Here is a 15,403-nt window from a genome sequence, read left to right as displayed (position 1 = left end):
TGGCCCTGGCCTCGCGAGGGTTGGCCGGCCCGGGCGGTGCCGTGGTCACGCCCACCGCCACCGCCATCGCCGTCACCCCTCGTCGACACGCCCGAGCGGGCGGCCAGTGCTTCCTGACCCGCCGTCGGCGCTGTGTGCCGGCGCGCGCTGTCCGTCACCGAGGCTGCCTGGCCCGCTCCGACCTCGTCGGTATCTCACGCGCGCGCCTCGCCTCGGGCGACAACGGCCCGCGTGGGATCTCCGTGACGAGACCGTGGCTCGCCCCCGTCCGGGACGACTCCTCGGTGCTGGTCATAGCGGCTTGACCATGTGCTCCTTCGTTGGAAGCGGATGGAGCGGATGTCTGGTCACCGGCACGTCGACCCGTGCGGGTGGGCCGGCCGAGGGCGACGCCCGCCAGGACCAGGGCCAGCCCGCCCAGTTGCTGAATCGTCAGCACCTCTCCGGCGAGGGCGGTGCCGAGGAACACGCCCGTGACGGGGTTGAGGAGTCCGATCAGTCCCACGGTGCCCGCGGGCAGGTGCCTCAGTCCGGTGAACCAGGCGGTGAAGCCCAGTGCGGTGGCCACCAGGGTGACGTAGCAGAAGGCGAGAACCGTGGGGGTGGACATCGTGGGCGGAGTGCCCTCCACCGCCACGGCTACCGGAAGCAGGAACAGCCCTCCGGCGGTGAGCTGCCAGGAGGTCGTGGCGATCAGGTCCGCGTCGTGGCTCCATCGCTTGGCCAGGACATGGCCGAAGGACGACACGAGTACGGCCGCCGCCGAGGCGAGGATCCCCGCCGCGCTGATCGCCTCCGCACCGGTGAGCAGCATGAGACATACGCCGACGAGCCCGACCATGGCACCGGCCAGGTGCGGGACCCGGGGACGCTCGGCCACCAGGGGCCATGCGAGGAACATCATCGTCAGCGGGGAGACCGCCATGACCGTCGAGGCGACGCTCGTCGGCAGCAGTTGGGAGGAGGCGTAGACGAGGACGAAGAACACGCTCACGTTGACCAGGCCCAGTACGGCGGATCGCCACCACCACGCGCCGCGGGGCCGTCGTCCGCGGACGGCCAGCAGGACGAGGCCGGCCGGCAGTGCCCGCAGGGCAGCCCCGTACAGGGGGCGATCCACCGGGAGGAACTCACGGGTGACGAAGTAGTTGGCTCCCCAGGCCACCGGCGCGACCGCCGTCAGCGCGAGCCATCGAGCATTAGCTTCCATGGAAGCTAATCTAGCTTCCTGGGAAGGTAATATGGAAGCCATGGAAGACTCGCAATCGATGGACCGCGTGGCGCGCATCCAGGACGAGTGGCGCCGTGAGCGCCCCGAGGTCGACGTGACCCCGCAAGGAGTGATCGGCCGACTGCATCGTCTGGCGGACCGGCTCAGCGAGGAGCTCCGTCTCGTCTACGGCCGATACGGCCTGAGCGAGGGGGAGTTCGACGTCCTGTGCGCGCTGAGGCGTTCGGGCGAGCCGTATGAACGGGCACCCGGCGAGCTCGCCGCGCACACCATGGTCACCACCGGCGCGATGACGAAGAGAATCGACAGCCTGGAGCGCGCCGGTCTCGTCACCCGCCGCCGGTCCGACGACGACCAACGGGGCAGGATCGTCGCCCTCACCACACCCGGCCTGGAACTCGTCGACCGGGCGTTCACCGACCACATGCGCAACGAGCGCCGCCTGCTGGACCACTTGACGCCCGTGGAGGCTTCGGCCATGGAGACACTGCTGACGGCGTGGCTCGCCCGCATGGACCGCCCCCGCCCGTCCGACAGCGACTGATCTCCCACCCGTCCGGCAGCGACTGACTCCCCATCCGTCCGACGGCGGCTGACTCCCCATCCGTCCGACGGTGACTGACCTCCCCATCCGTCCGGCAGCGACGCGGCCAAAGGGGCTACGGGCGACGCGGGTGGTTGCCTCAAGTCCCCGCCGATCAATCCACTTTGTCGCGGCTGGCCCTGTCCTGGCCGTGCGGGCGCGCGGTGGGATGGATCGCTTCCGCCGACGGGTGGGACGCGCAGGATCCGCCGCCGCCACTGAAAGGCCCTGATGAGCATGCCGCGTATACGCTCGTTCGTGCAGGTCGACGTGTTTTCCACGCGTCCCTATGCCGGCAACCCGGTCGCGGTCGTCCTGGACGGGTCGGACCTCACCGACGAGGAGATGCAGCGCCTGGCGCGTTGGACGAATCTGTCCGAGACCACGTTCGTGATGCCCCCCACCGTCCCGGAGGCGGACTACCGGTTGCGGATCTTCACTCCCCGGAGCGAGTTGCCGTTCGCCGGGCACCCCACCCTCGGCTCCGCACGCGCCTGGCTGGACGGCTGCGGCATACCGCGGCACGCCGACCACCTCGTGCAGGAGTGCGCCGCCGGTCTGGTCACCGTGCGCCGTGGCGAGCACGCGCTGTCCTTCGCCGCCCCGCCGCGGGTGCGCGAGGGCGCGCTCGACGACGATCATCTGCACCAGGTCCTGGCCGCGTTCGGCATCACGCGTGACCGCGTTGTCGCCCATCAGTGGGTCGACAACGGTCCGGGCTGGGCCGTGGTCCAACTGTCCACAGCCGAGGAGGTCCTCGCCCTCGAACCCGACCTCTCCCTCATCCCGGACGCGATGATCGGCGCGATCGGGGCCCACCCCCGCGGGCATCGGCACCACTTCGAGATGCGTACCTTCGCCCCAGGCGCCGGGGTGCCCGAGGACCCCGCGTGCGGCAGCATGAACGCCGCCGTCGGTCAGTGGCTCACCTCGACCGGCGCCGCACCCTCCACCTACCGGGTCTCCCAGGGCACCAGACTGGGACGCGCCGCGAGCATCGAGATCACCGCGGACACGGACGGCACCGTCTGGGTCAGCGGCGCCGCCACCGTGTGCGTCCGCGGCACCATCACACTCTGACCGTCCCACCGTCTCGCCGTGCCAGTGAGCCATCCCCTCACGGCCTCACCGCCCGAGCCTCCGCGGGCAGTTGCCGGGGCGCGGACAGCCGCGCGGCGATCCATGCGCCGGACCACCGGGCCGGGGCGGGTCCGTCACGTGGTGTCGGCGGAGAGCGTCTTCATGCTGACGTAGCTGGTCACCGTGGCCACGCCGGGCAGGGCGGCCAGCTGGTTGGCGTGGAAGTCCTCGTAGGCCGGCAGGTCGGCCACCTCCACCTGGAGCAGATAGTCGAAGTTGCCGGTGATGTGGTGGCAGGCGACCACCTCGGGCAGCCGGGTGACCTCACGTTCGAACGCGACGACGTCCGCGCGGGTGTGCCGCATCAGCCGGACACCCGCGAACACACGCAGACTCCGGCCGACCGCGGCGGGATCGATCAGCGCGCGGTAGCCGCGAATCACTCCGGCTTCCTCCAGCTGACGTACGCGCCGCAGACAGGGCGACGGCGACAGCCCCACCCGGGCGGCGAGCTCGCTGTTGCTCATGCGGCCGTGCTGTTCGAGTACCGACAGAATCAACCGGTCCACTTCGTCCATGGTGGCAGATTATTGCTCTCGCTCGCCCTCTACCACAATCCTGCGCCTCCAGCGGGCGCAATATGCTGCCAAAGTTGCCGAAATTCGGCTGCATCGGAGCGTCGGTCGGTCACGCTGGTGGGGGAGTCACATCGACGGTCCACGGAAGGGCAGCCATGCCGGGCAAGAGCACCATCACCGTTCACGCCGATCGCGATGTCCATCCCAGCCGTGCCGTGGCACCCCCCATCTACCAGACGGCGACGTTCTGGGCCGAGGACGGCGAGACGTTCGCGCGGGCCGCCGTCGACCCGCGGGGCAAGGACTTCTACACCCGCTTCGGCAACCCGAACCACGCACAGGTCGCCACCGTTGTCGCCGAACTGGAGAACACCGAGGCGGCCATGGTCACCGCGTCCGGGATGGCCGCGCTCACCACGGCCGTGCTGGCCTTGGTGTCCGCCGGTGACCACGTCATCGGGCAGAAGTCCACCTACGGGGGTACGGCGTCGGTGCTGCTGAAGCTGCTGCCACGCCTCGGTGTGTCGACCACCCTGGTGGACCAGACCGACCCGGAGGCGTTCGCGAAGGCACTGACCTCGCGGACCCGCCTGATCCTGCTGGAATCCCCGAGCAACCCGCTGTTGCGGATCACCGACCTGCGCGCCGTCGCGGACCTGGCCCGCGCGCACGATGTGCTGACCATGGCGGACAACACTTTCGCCACTCCACTGAACCAGCGACCGGCGGAGTTCGGCATCGATCTGGTCTGGCACAGCGCGACCAAATACCTCAACGGCCATTCGGACGTCTCCGCGGGAGTGCTGGCCGGGCCGGCGAACATCCTGGACCGGATCTGGGACGTCGGCCTGCTCACCGGTGCCACGCTCGGCCCGATCGACGCGTGGCTGCTGCTGCGCGGTATGCGCACCCTGCCGCTGCGGGTGCCGCGGCACAACGCCAACGGTCTGGCGCTCGCGGAGGCGCTGAACGCGCATCCGGCGGTGGCGAAGGTGCACTATCCGGGTCTGGCGGCCCACCCGCAGCACCAGTTGGCCGTCAGTCAGATGAGCGGTTTCGGCGGGGTGCTCGGGATCGAGTTCGCCGGTGGGTTCGAGAGGGCCGACGCCTTCCTCGGCCGGCTGCGCTACCCCCGCCGGTCGGCCAGCCTCGGCGGCGTGGAATCGCTGGCCGTGCACCCGGCGTCCATGTGGCGCGGGATGCTCAGCGACGAACAGATCGCCGAGTCGGTCCCTACGGGCCTCGTCCGGTTGGCCGCGGGCACGGAGGACACGGCCGACCTGGTCGCCGACGCGCTCGCCGCGGCCGACGCGGTGCTCGCCGACGCCGCGACCACCTGAGCGGCCGCTCGCGCTGAGGCGGAGACGCCGACGCACGCTCGCCGAGCCTCGGTCGCCCCGCCCTCACTACGGCTACGTCTGCATCTACGGCTACGGCAGGGCGGCGTGCGCACGACAACGATCCGTAAGCGTCCGTGAAGGAGTTCATCCCATGAAAACCCTGCTCACCGGCGGCACCGTGGTCAGCATGGACCCGGCTGTCGGCGATCTCGACCGCGGTGACGTGCTGATCGAGGACGGTGTGATCGTCGAGGTGGCCGAGCGCGTCGACGCGCCGGACGCCGAGGTGATCGACGCGACCGACCGGATCGTCATGCCCGGCTTCGTCGACAACCACCGCCACACCTGGCAGACCGCGTTCCGAGGCGTCGGCGCGGACTGGACGTTCCCCGAGTGGGCGTTGGCCATGCACGGCACGGTCAAACCCCACTACCAGCCCGAGGACGTCTACGCGGGCACCCTGCTCGGCCGCCTCGAAGCCCTGCACTCCGGTGTGACCACGATGCTGGACTGGTACCACGTCGCGCAGGGCCACGAGCACGAGGACGCCGCCGTCGCGGCGCTGCGGGACGCGCCGGGGCGCTCGATCTTCTGCCTCGGCGCCGGATGGGGTACCCCCGACCCCGTCGACGCCGGGGTCCGCCGGGTCCGCTCCGAGCTGACCGGGGACGGCCTGGTCACCATGGCGCTGGGGCTGCGCGGGCCCGAGGACACGAGCATGGACACCGTCGCCCGGGAACTGAAACTCGCGGCCGAACTCGGCCTGCGCACCAGCCTGCACATCGGCGCCGTCGGAACACAGCGCCCGGTCGCCGCGTTGCGCGAGCACGGGCTGCTGCGCGACACCACCACGTTCGTGCACGGCAACGGGATCAGTGACGAAGAGCTGCGGATGCTCGCGGACGCGGGCAGTTCGCTGTCGATCAGCCCGGACGTCGAGCTGAAGATGGGGTTCGGATCGCCGATGACCGGCCGGGCGCTGGCCGCCGGTCTGCGCCCGACGCTGTCCATCGACGACGTCCCCTCGGTCGGCGGCGACATGTTCTCCACCATGCGTACCGCCTTCGCCGTGCAGCGTGGCCTGGACGGCGGTCTGCGCTCCCGGGACCTGCTGGAGTTCGCCACCGTCGACGCCGCCCGGTCGTGCGGGCTCGACGCCCGAACGGGCAGCATCACGCCCGGCAAGGACGCCGACGTCATCCTGCTGCGCACCGACGACCTGACCGTGTTCCCGGTCACCGACCCGGTCGCCACCATCGTCAGCGCCGGCCATCCCGGCCTGGTGGACACCGTCCTCGTCGCCGGACGCGTGGTCAAACGCGACGGTGTCCTGGTGGGCGTGGACTTGCCGGCCTCGAGGTCCCGGCTGGTCGCGTCACGCGACCGGATCGCGGCGGCCGCCGGTATCCCACTCGACGGCACATGGCGCCCGCGGCCCGAATCGGAGTAGGGGCACTCGGCCGCGTACGTCGGAACGGGGAGGGGATCCGGAGGAGTGGGACGGCCTGCGGCCCTCGTGCCGTGCCGACCGGCCCGCGGCCCTCGTGCCGTGCCGACCGGCCCGCGGCCCTCGTGCCGTGCCGACCGGCCTGCCGCGCGGGGGCGGGTAGCGGCGAACGCGCTGGTCCGGGTCGCACGCGGGACTACGCGGTGAGGTGATCGTGTCGGGTGGGACGTCCGGCCACGTAGTGCACGTACTCGCGCTCCAGGCGAAAGCCGGCGGTCCAGGCGAGCAGCCGGCTGGGGCGGTTGTCGCGGGAGCAGGACCAACTGGCGCTGTGGCCGCGGGTCGCGATGTCCCCGCACAGGGCGGTGACACAGGCGATGGCGAGGTGTTCGCGCCGGTGCTCGGGGACCGTGACGCAGGCGACGTCCTCGTATCTGCTGCTCAGGAGGTGGGCGCAGGCCACGGTGAGGATGCGGTCCTTGTGGAAGGCGGCCCAGCCGAGGCCGGAGGCCGCCAGCGCGGTCGGTCCGCCCCATGTGCCGTGGATCCACGCCACGTCGGTGTCGAGTTCGGCGAGAGCCGGGGCGTGCTCCGGTGTCAGCCGTCGTACCGTCACGCCCCACGGGAGACGGGGTGTCGAGGAGGGCGGCATGCGCTGTACGTACACCATGCGCTCCCACGGGGTGACCTGGTCGAAGGCCTTGGCGAGGGCGGGGAGGAAACGGTCAGGCGCGTCGATGTGGCAGTCGGACAGCGGCATGAGGTCGTCGGCCGTGAGCACGTCCGGGTCACCGCGCAGCAGGGCGTGGTCGGCGCAGCGTACGGCGACGGCGCGTGGGTGGACCACGCGGTCGGCCCACCAGCGCCCGGTCCCGGTCGTCAGGGCGTGTTCGGCGAGGGCGGCGGGGCCGGGCGCCGCCGCGGGGAACCACCGGGAGAGCGCGGGGATCTGGTGGGGGAGGAGCTGGATCACAGTGGTCGCCTTTCACCAGATGTGGGGCGACCTCTGTGTGTGGTGGGGTCGCCCCGGGGGCTCAGCGCCGACCGGCCTCGCGGCCGTGGCCGGCTCTCCTCTCGTGGTGGGCCCAGTTCTTGTGATGGGCCCACCTCTTGCGGTCGCTCGTCGACATGGGGGTCAACTGCGCCATGTGAAAGCGGAGTTCAAGCGGCGCGGCCGACCAGGTGGTCGGCGAGTTTGTTCAGGCGCCTGACCGTGCGGTCATCGGTGGCGGCCAAGGCCGGTGCGACGCAGTCGGCACGGTCGTAGTACGCGCCGTTCACGATCTCTACGGCCGGGTCGCAGAGGCGGACCACGTACCGGGCACCCTCCGCCGGCGCGGAGCCCTCGTGCGCGTACAGCGGCAGCAGGGCCGTGTCGCAGACCCCGGGGTGGACGGAGACCGCGGTGACGCGCGGGTCGGCCGCGAAGACGGTGAGCGCCAGTCGCGACTGGGCGTAGACGGCGAGCCGGGAGTAGTGGCGGACGCGGTTGGGGTCGCTCCACTGGATGTTCGCGGTGCGGTGCAGGGACGACGAGACATTGACGACTCGGCCGCCGGGGTCGCTGGTGAGCGCGGATTCCAGCAGGCAGGTCAGGAGGTAGTGGGCGAGGAAGTTGACCTGGAAGGCGATCTCGTTGCCGTCCGTGGTGACGGTGTGCTGCTCCGGTGCCGCGATGCCCGCGTTGTTGACGAGCACGTCGAGGTGCGGGTGTTCGGCGACGACTCGGTCCGCCAGGGCCTCAACCTCGTCGAGACGGGTGAAGTCGGCCGCCACAGGGAGAAGTCGGGCGTCATCGATGCCCGCCATGGCGATCAGGCGGTCGGCGGCGGCGCGCGCCTCCTCGGCGGTGCGGCCGTGCAGCAGCACGGTGGCACCGCGTTCGGCGAGCTGCCGGGCGGTCTCCAGGCCGATGCCGGAGGTGGCCCCCGTGACGAGAACGGTGCGGCCGGGAAGAAGAGAGCGATCAGACATGGTCCATCCGAGGTCGCGGGCACGTCGGCGGCCCCAGTGCGGGGACGCCGAACATGGACGGATACGAGGAACGGGGCGCCGGAACGAATCACGGCGCCCCGAGGGCTACGGACGACGCGTCGGTCTCAACGGAGAGCGGACGCGGGCGTTTCCGAGCGGTGAGGCGCGCAAGGGGTGGCGCCGGGATTCGGCGGCCGGTCGCAATGAAGCCGTGCGCTGTTCACAGGTGACATGGAAGCCGCCCCGAACGCCGCGTACAAGAGCGACTCCTGATCCGATACGCGCCCCTGACGTGTATGAACGCTTCCTTTGCGGGCTCGGTTCGGCTGTCGGAGGCCCTTGGACGACGACGTGCGGCGCACTGCCCGCAGCGCGCGGAGCGACGTCAACACGTCGTCAAGGTCACCTGAGGAAGCGTCAGAAGCGTGTCAACGGACGGCGTCGGCAGCCGCAACCGATTCCAGACTGAGCGTCACGGGGGACACGGGCGCCCGTCCGTGGCGTGACGTTGGAGGGCTCGTGACCATCACGGCCGGCACCACGCGCAGTTCCGAGGCGGAGACCGGGACTGACGCACAGACACGGACATATCCCGGTACGGTCGCCCCGCCCGCAGGCCGGCCAGGTTCGCGGCCGGGTCCCCGAGAGCGTCGGCTCCGCCGCGAGAGCGTGACCGTGTGGGCCGCGCTGCGGCGCCGCTACTGGGCCTCCCCGCCCGCTCGGCTGCGTCTCCTGCGCGGGGCCGTCCTCTCGATCGCCGCGGTCCTGGCCCTGTTGCTCGCGTCGGCCGGGCTCGCCGCGACCAGCACCTGGGACGCTGTCGCGGGCCGTGACGCGCCGCGCACCACCAGCGCCGCCGACCTCGACCTCGCCCTGAACGACATGGACGCGCAAGCCGCCAACATGCTGCTGGCCGGCGGGAACGCGGGCAAGGGGCGTCAGGTGACGCCGTACGAGAAGGCGGCCGGCTTCTACCGTGACGCGCGCCGTGCCATCGGCCATGACCTGCGCGCGCTCGCCGTGGCCGCCCAGGGCGACCCCGCCGACGAGCACACCGTGGAATCCCTGACCGACGACTTCGCCGAGTACCAGGAGCTGATAGGCCGCGCCCTGGAGAACGACGGCCGCGCCGGTGGCAAGCCGGCCGCACTCGCGGACTACCGCAGAGCCACCGACCTGCTGCGCGGTCACCTCCTGCCCAGCGCAAGGGAGTTGGTGGACTCCAACAACCGTGCGTTCGACACGCGCTACGCACAGGCCCGTTCGGCCCTGGCGACCCGGACCGCCGTCGCTGTCGCCCTCGGCGTACTTCTCCTCGTCTCGCTCGGTGTCCTCCAGTGGTACGTGGCCCGCCGGTTCCGCCGGATCCTCAACCCCGGCGTCCTGGCCGCCACCGTCTGCGCGCTGCTCGCCGTCCTCCTCGGGGTGCAGGCGCTGTCGGCCACCGCCGAGGACCTGCGCGGGGCACGGCGAGACGCCTTCGACTCCGTCGTGGCGCTCTCCCGGGCCCGCGCGATCGCCTACGACGCCAACGCCGACGAGAGCCGCTATCTCCTCGACGCCGAGCGACGGGACCAGTACGCACAGGCCTTCCTCACCAAGTCACAGGAGCTGTACGGGCTCAAGGGCGCGACCCTCCACACGTACGACGACGAACTGGCCACCACGTGGCAGGCATACCGTTCCGACCACGAGGCACTCCGCTTCACCGGCGAGTTCCGGCGGGAACTCGACAACATCACCTTCACCGGCGAACGGGCCGCGGCGGAGCGGACGGTCGAGACGTACGCCGTGTATCAGCGCGACGACCGCGAGATCCGCGCTCTGCTCACGCAGGGCAGGGAACGCGAGGCCATCGCGTTCTGCATGGGCTGGGCGGCGGGCACGTCGAACGCGCACTTCGGGGCGTGGATGGCGGCACTGGACGAGGTCACCGACATCAACCGCCGGCACTTCAGCGCCTCGACGCACGCCGGCCGCTCAGCAGTGCGGGATCTGCTGCCCGGGGCTCTGGGAGCCCTCGTCGCGGTGGCCGCGCTCACCGCCCTCGGACTGCGGCCGAGGTTCGCGGAGTTCCGCTGAGGCGCGGAGCGCTCGGCGCCGGCGGACTCCGCGTGCCGCGGCCAGGACCCCCGCGTCAACCGTGGGACAGGCCGTGAGCGTCCGCGAGCCGCGCCTCCTCCAGGTCCAGCGAGCGTTGCAGGCGGCGCCGGGTCGTGTCGCTGATGCGGTGTTCGTCGTACAGGCGCTGGAGCTCGGCCTCCTCGACCGTGATCAGATCGCGTCGTAGCTGGCGGTAGGTGAGGTCGGCGGACTCGGTCGGAGCGCCGTCGCCGTCGGCCTGCCCGAGGCGATCCCTCGCGGCGTCGAGGCGGGCCGTCAGGCTGCGGCGAAGCCGGTCGAGGACGACGTCGGGGACGGCCTCCAGTTCGGAGATCTCGTCCAGGCGCTCCAGGCCCGCGCTCGCCAGACCACAGCGGGCCTCGGCCTCCTCGCGTTCGGTGTGGTCGGGCTCCAGCGCGATGCCCGAGCGGCGTACGACGGGCGCCAGCGTGAAGCCCTGCACGACGAGCGTGACGACCACGACGGACGTCGTCAGGACGAGGACCAGCGGGCGCTCCGTGAGTATGGTCCCGGCCCTCGTCGTCACCGGGATGGACAGGGCCGCCGCCAGCGGGACGACTCCCCGGGTTCCCGCCCAGGTCAGTACGAGCGGCACCCGCCAGTTCACGCGCTGGATGCCGCTCTCGCGCTGGACCACCGCCGACAGCGGCGCCAGCCACAGCATGCGCATGGCGATCAGCGTGGCGGCGACGGCGAGCGCGTACAGCGGCCAGGCCCGGCTGCTGTCGGAAAGCGCCCGCACCTGGGCGGGCAGTGCCAGTCCGATGAGCGAGAACACCACGCTCTCCAGCAGGAAGACCACTGTGCCGTAGACGGCGTGCAGTTGGAGGCGGATGCGGGCGTTGGTCAGGCGGTCGCTCCGGCCGCCGACGACGACCCCGGCCACCACGACGGACGTGACACCCGAGGCGTGCGCCGCCTCGGCCAGGACGTAGGCCGCGTAGGGCGTGACGAGCGCGATCACGGTCTCCAGGACCGGGTCCTCGGTGCGCCGCCGGATCAGCGTCACCACGCCCGCGACGACCCCGCCGATGACCATGCCGCCACCCGCCAGCAGCGCGAACTCACTCGCCGCCGTACCCCAGCCGACCGCCGCCGAGGCGACAGCGACGCTCACCGCGACCCGAAAGAGGACGAGCGACGTCGCGTCGTTGAACAGGCTCTCGGCCTGCACCAGCACCTGCACCTTGGGCGGCAGCGCCAGCCGCCGGCCGAGCGCGGTCACCGCCACCGGGTCGGTGCTCGCGAGCACCGACCCCAGCACGAGCGCCATCTGCCACGACAGCGGAGTGACCAACGAGGCGACCGCCCCGACCGCGGCGGCCGAGGCCAGGACCAGGCCCGTCGACAGCACCCCGACAGGCCGCCACACGGTGCGCAGTTCGCGCCACGGCAGTTCCTCGGCGCTCGCGTACAGGAGAGGTGGCAGCACGACGAGGCCGATGATCTCCGGGCTGATCTGGATCGTCGGAGAACCCGGCAGCAGTGCTACGGCGAGGCCCGCGACCGCGAGCAGGGAGGGCGCGGGTATCCGCCAGCGGCGCGCGAAGGTGGCCACCACGGTGGCCAGTACCACGAGAGCCAGGACCGTTCCTACGCTGCGCATGCCATTCCTTCGGCCACGAGAAGGAGACCTTGTGGCTCCCCGCCGACCAGACTTCCCGGCACACCGCTTTCACTCTATCGGGCCGGCGCCCATCAAAGCGGTGTCAACGTCCACGTGACCGGTGCCAAGGACGCGTCAAGGACCGCGCGGAACGACACGCACAAGCGCTTCGGTAAGGGGAAGTAAACCTTTTCCCCCCGGTATTGGACCTCCAGCGAGCGGAGCACATCGGCTGCGATGAATGACGTACGGACCGATATGAGTGACGTACGGCCCGGTGGGAATGAGGCACGGCCCGGTGGAGGTGCGGTACGGCCCGGTCGGCTCAAGGTCTACCTGGGAGCGGCTCCCGGCGTCGGCAAGACCTACCACATGCTCGACGAGGGGCGTCGCCGGGCGGCACGCGGCGCCGATGTGGTGGTGGGGTTCGTGGAGTGCCACGGGCGCCGGGGCACGGAGGCGATGGTCGACGGCCTGGAGGTCATCCGGCGTGCGCCCTGCTCCTACCGCGGCCGGGAGTTCGAGGAGATGGACCTCGCCGCGGTCCTCGCGCGACGCCCGCAGGTCGCGCTGGTGGACGAGATCGCCCACAGCAACGTGCCCGGAGAAGGCCGCAACGCCAAGCGTTGGCAGGACATCGAGGAACTGCTCGCCGCCGGCATCGACGTCATCACGGCGCTGAACATCCAGCACCTGGAATCCCTCAACGACGTCGTCGAGAAGATCACCCGGGTCCCCCAGCGAGAGACGGTGCCCGACGAGGTCGTACGGCGTGCCGAGCAGATCGAGCTGGTGGACATTCCGCCGGAGGGGCTGCGCCGTCGTATGGCGCACGGAAACATCTACGCACCCGAGAAGGTCGACGCCGCCCTCGCCAACTACTTCCGCCCCGGCAACCTGACCGCCCTGCGCCAGCTCGCCCTGCTGTGGGTCGCCGACCGGGTGGACGAGGCGCTCCAGTCGTACCGCTCCGAGCACGGCATCGGCCGGGTGTGGGAGACGAGGGAGCGGGTCGTCGTCGCGCTCACCGGCGGACCGGAGGGAGACACCCTCATCCGGCGGGCCGCCCGCATCGCCGACCGGTCGGCCAGCGGCGACCTGCTCGCCGTGCATGTGACCCGCAGCGACGGATTCGCCGCGGGCACCTCACACGCCTCACTCGCCCGGCAGCGGCGGCTCATCGAGGACCTCGGCGGTACCTACCACTCGGTCGTCGGCGACGACGTCGCCACCGCCCTGGTGGAGTTCGCCCGCGCCGAGAACGCCACCCAGCTCGTCCTGGGCACCAGCCGCCGCGGCCGCGTCGAGCGCTTCGTCACCGGACGCGGCACCGGCGAGACGGTCGTCGAACTCTCCGGCGACATCGACATCCACACGGTCACGCACGAACGCGCCGGACGGGGCACGCTGTTGCCCTTCCGCCGCCGTACCCTCTCGACCGCGCGCAGGGTCGCGGGCCCGGTCACAGGGCTGCTGCTGCCCGTGGTCCTCACCTTCCTGCTGAATCCGGACACGGCCCGCGCCAGACTCAACCTCACCAGCGAGGCGCTGCTCTTCCTGCTCACCGTGGTGGGCGTGGCCTGCATCGGCGGAGTGGTGTCGGCGGTGATCGCGGCGGTGACGGCGTCGCTGCTGCTCAACTACTGGTTCATCCCGCCCATCGGCAGGTTCACGCTGGACGACCCGAACGCGTTGCTGGCGCTGGGGGTCTTCGTGGTGGTCGCGGCCATAGTGGCCGCCGTCGTGGACCGCTCGCTGCGCCTGTCCCGGCGCTCGGCGCGGGCCACCGCGGAGGCGGAGACCATGTCCTCGCTCGCAGGCACCATCGTGCGCGGTGGTGCGACGATCCCGGCGTTGGTGGAGCGGACCCGCGAGACGTTCGGCATGGACTCCGCGGAGCTGGTGGACGAGCCGCCCGGGGAGGACGGCGTGACGGCCGTGCCCGCGGGGCCCGGCGCCTTCCTGGTGCTGCGCGGCCGTACCCTTCCGTCGTCCGAGCTCCGCGTCCTCGCCGCCTTCGCCGCACACGTGGGGTCGGCGGTCGAGCGGGCCCGGCTGGCCGAGGCGGCGGCCGAGGCGGAGCCGGTGAGGGCCGCCGACCGGATGCGTACGGCGTTGCTGCGGGCGGTCGGCCACGACCTGCGGACCCCGCTCGCCGCCGGCTGGGCGGCGGTCGCCTCGCTGCGCAGCCGGGACGTCGACTTCTCGGACGAGGACCGGGACGAACTCCTCGCCACCGCGGACGAGTCCATGGCCAGGCTCAACCGCCTGGTCGAGAACCTGCTCGACCTCAGCCGCCTCCAGGCGGGCGTGCTCACGCTGAACATGCGGGCCACGGCGTTGGAAGAGGTCCTCCCGGCCGCACTGGCCGACACCTCCGAAGTCGAGGTGGGCGATCTGGAGGAGGTTCCGGCCGTGTTGGCGGACCCGCCCCTGCTGGAGCGGGTGATCGCCAACCTCGTCGCCAACGCGGCCCGGCACACGTCGGCCGGCAGCAAGGTGCTGCTGACCGCCAGCGCGCACGCGGGCCGCGTCGAGGTGCGGGTCGTGGACCGGGGTCCCGGCGTTCCGCCCCATGACCGTGACCGCCTCTTCGAGCCCTTCCAGCGTCTGGGTGACACCGACAACACCACCGGCCTCGGCCTGGGGCTGGCACTCTCGCGGGGCCTGACCGAGGCGATGGACGGCACCCTCACGCCGGAGGACACGCCCGGCGGGGGCCTGACCATGGTGCTGTCGCTGCCCTTCGCCGAGCGGACGGAGCACCTCGGTGGTATGCGGAGCCCAGGAGGCGGCGGGCCCGGGTCCCGTCACTGACACGCGGTAGGGGCTGTTTCACGAGAACCCCGGGATCCCACTCGTTCGGCTTGCCTCGGGGCGCCGGGCAGTCGGCCGCGTGGCAGCGTCGTACGTGTGTCGTACGACGGTCCGCGAACCCGGCACCCGGGTCACCGTGCCGACCCCGGGGCCGAGCCGGACAGGCCCGATCCCGAACCTCTGCTAGGAGTTCACGATGGCCGACGTGATCTTCGTCGTCACCACGATCGCGGTGTTCGCGCTGGTGGCCTTCGTCGCCAAGGGGGTGACGAAGCTGTGAGTGCCGAGAATATCGTCGGCCTCGTCGTGGCCGTCGTCCTGCTGGGCTACCTCGTCCTCGCTCTCGTCTTCCCGGAGAGGTTCTGAGGCACGACATGGGTCCCGTTCTCGCCGGCGTACTCCAGTTCCTCGCACTGATAGCGGCGCTGGCACTCGCCTACGTCCCCCTCGGCAACTACATGGCCAAGGTCTACTCCTCCGACAAGCACTGGCGTGTCGAGAAGTGGATCTACAAGGGCATCGGTGCCCATCCGAACACGGAGATGCGCTGGCCCGCTTACCTGCGCGGTGTCCTGGCCTTCTCCGCCGTCGGCGTCCTCTTCCTCTACCTGCTGCAGCGGCTC

At 71.3% G+C, this 15,403-nt stretch carries 13 protein-coding genes; 8 read left to right on the top strand and 5 right to left on the bottom strand.

What is annotated here, in order from left to right:
• Positions 1 to 154 precede the first annotated feature (154 nt).
• Positions 155 to 1,210, bottom strand: coding sequence for a DMT family transporter (locus ACWCQK_RS31870; RefSeq protein WP_451160914.1), 1,056 nt, complete (start codon positions 1,208 to 1,210; stop codon positions 155 to 157).
• A 31-nt stretch (positions 1,211 to 1,241) separates the two neighbouring features.
• Here ACWCQK_RS31870 and ACWCQK_RS31865 point away from each other — a divergent pair, with 31 nt between their 5' ends.
• Together ACWCQK_RS31865 and ACWCQK_RS31860 are read left to right on the top strand one after the other, a co-directional pair.
• Positions 1,242 to 1,775, top strand: a complete 534-nt coding sequence (locus tag ACWCQK_RS31865; RefSeq protein WP_451160912.1) for a MarR family winged helix-turn-helix transcriptional regulator — start codon at positions 1,242 to 1,244, stop codon at positions 1,773 to 1,775.
• Positions 1,776 to 2,051: 276 nt separating this feature from the next.
• Positions 2,052 to 2,894 carry a PhzF family phenazine biosynthesis protein gene (locus tag ACWCQK_RS31860; RefSeq protein WP_451160910.1) on the top strand — a complete coding sequence of 281 codons (843 nt, stop codon included), beginning with the start codon at positions 2,052 to 2,054 and terminating at the stop codon, positions 2,892 to 2,894.
• 134 nt (positions 2,895 to 3,028) lie between these two features.
• Here ACWCQK_RS31860 and ACWCQK_RS31855 read toward each other — a convergent pair whose 3' ends face one another.
• Positions 3,029 to 3,472 (bottom strand): Lrp/AsnC family transcriptional regulator, encoded by a 444-nt coding sequence (locus ACWCQK_RS31855; RefSeq protein WP_451160908.1) that lies wholly within the window; start codon positions 3,470 to 3,472, stop codon positions 3,029 to 3,031.
• A gap of 155 nt (positions 3,473 to 3,627) precedes the next feature.
• On the opposite strand from ACWCQK_RS31855, the gene ACWCQK_RS31850 reads away from it, so the two are divergent.
• Entirely contained in the window at positions 3,628 to 4,812 is a 1,185-nt protein-coding gene (locus tag ACWCQK_RS31850; protein ID WP_451160906.1) for a trans-sulfuration enzyme family protein, read from the top strand.
• A gap of 151 nt (positions 4,813 to 4,963) precedes the next feature.
• Positions 4,964 to 6,262 (top strand): amidohydrolase family protein, encoded by a 1,299-nt coding sequence (locus tag ACWCQK_RS31845; RefSeq protein WP_451160904.1) that lies wholly within the window; start codon positions 4,964 to 4,966, stop codon positions 6,260 to 6,262.
• Between the two features lie 193 nt (positions 6,263 to 6,455).
• Here ACWCQK_RS31845 and ACWCQK_RS31840 read toward each other — a convergent pair whose 3' ends face one another.
• On the bottom strand, positions 6,456 to 7,232 hold the full coding sequence (locus ACWCQK_RS31840) for a GNAT family N-acetyltransferase (RefSeq protein WP_451160903.1): 777 nt from the start codon (positions 7,230 to 7,232) through the stop codon (positions 6,456 to 6,458).
• Between the two features lie 188 nt (positions 7,233 to 7,420).
• On the bottom strand, positions 7,421 to 8,233 hold the full coding sequence (locus tag ACWCQK_RS31835; RefSeq protein ID WP_451160901.1) for an SDR family NAD(P)-dependent oxidoreductase: 813 nt from the start codon (positions 8,231 to 8,233) through the stop codon (positions 7,421 to 7,423).
• Positions 8,234 to 8,902: 669 nt separating this feature from the next.
• On the opposite strand from ACWCQK_RS31835, the gene ACWCQK_RS31830 reads away from it, so the two are divergent.
• Complete coding sequence (locus ACWCQK_RS31830; RefSeq protein ID WP_451160899.1) at positions 8,903 to 10,315, top strand: hypothetical protein; 1,413 nt, start codon at positions 8,903 to 8,905, stop codon at positions 10,313 to 10,315.
• A gap of 55 nt (positions 10,316 to 10,370) precedes the next feature.
• Here the strand turns inward: ACWCQK_RS31830 and ACWCQK_RS31825 are convergent, their stop codons facing one another.
• On the bottom strand, positions 10,371 to 11,963 hold the full coding sequence (locus ACWCQK_RS31825; RefSeq protein ID WP_451160897.1) for a Na+/H+ antiporter: 1,593 nt from the start codon (positions 11,961 to 11,963) through the stop codon (positions 10,371 to 10,373).
• A 258-nt stretch (positions 11,964 to 12,221) separates the two neighbouring features.
• Between ACWCQK_RS31825 and ACWCQK_RS31820 the strand changes: the two genes are divergently transcribed.
• The 3 genes from ACWCQK_RS31820 to ACWCQK_RS31810 all read left to right on the top strand — a co-directional run.
• Positions 12,222 to 14,780: an ATP-binding protein gene (locus tag ACWCQK_RS31820; protein WP_451160895.1), complete on the top strand. Its 2,559-nt coding sequence runs from the start codon at positions 12,222 to 12,224 to the stop codon at positions 14,778 to 14,780.
• 276 nt (positions 14,781 to 15,056) lie between these two features.
• Positions 15,057 to 15,146 (top strand): K(+)-transporting ATPase subunit F, encoded by a 90-nt coding sequence (gene kdpF, locus ACWCQK_RS31815; RefSeq protein WP_451160893.1) that lies wholly within the window; start codon positions 15,057 to 15,059, stop codon positions 15,144 to 15,146.
• A gap of 8 nt (positions 15,147 to 15,154) precedes the next feature.
• The coding region (locus ACWCQK_RS31810; RefSeq protein ID WP_451160891.1) for a potassium-transporting ATPase subunit KdpA at positions 15,155 to 15,403 on the top strand (249 nt) is incomplete at its 3' end.

It is taken from the genome of Streptomyces sp. NPDC002306, assembly GCF_053593435.1.
The sequence above is the reverse complement of the archived record's forward strand: the minus strand, read 5'-3'. Positions and strand labels throughout refer to the sequence as shown.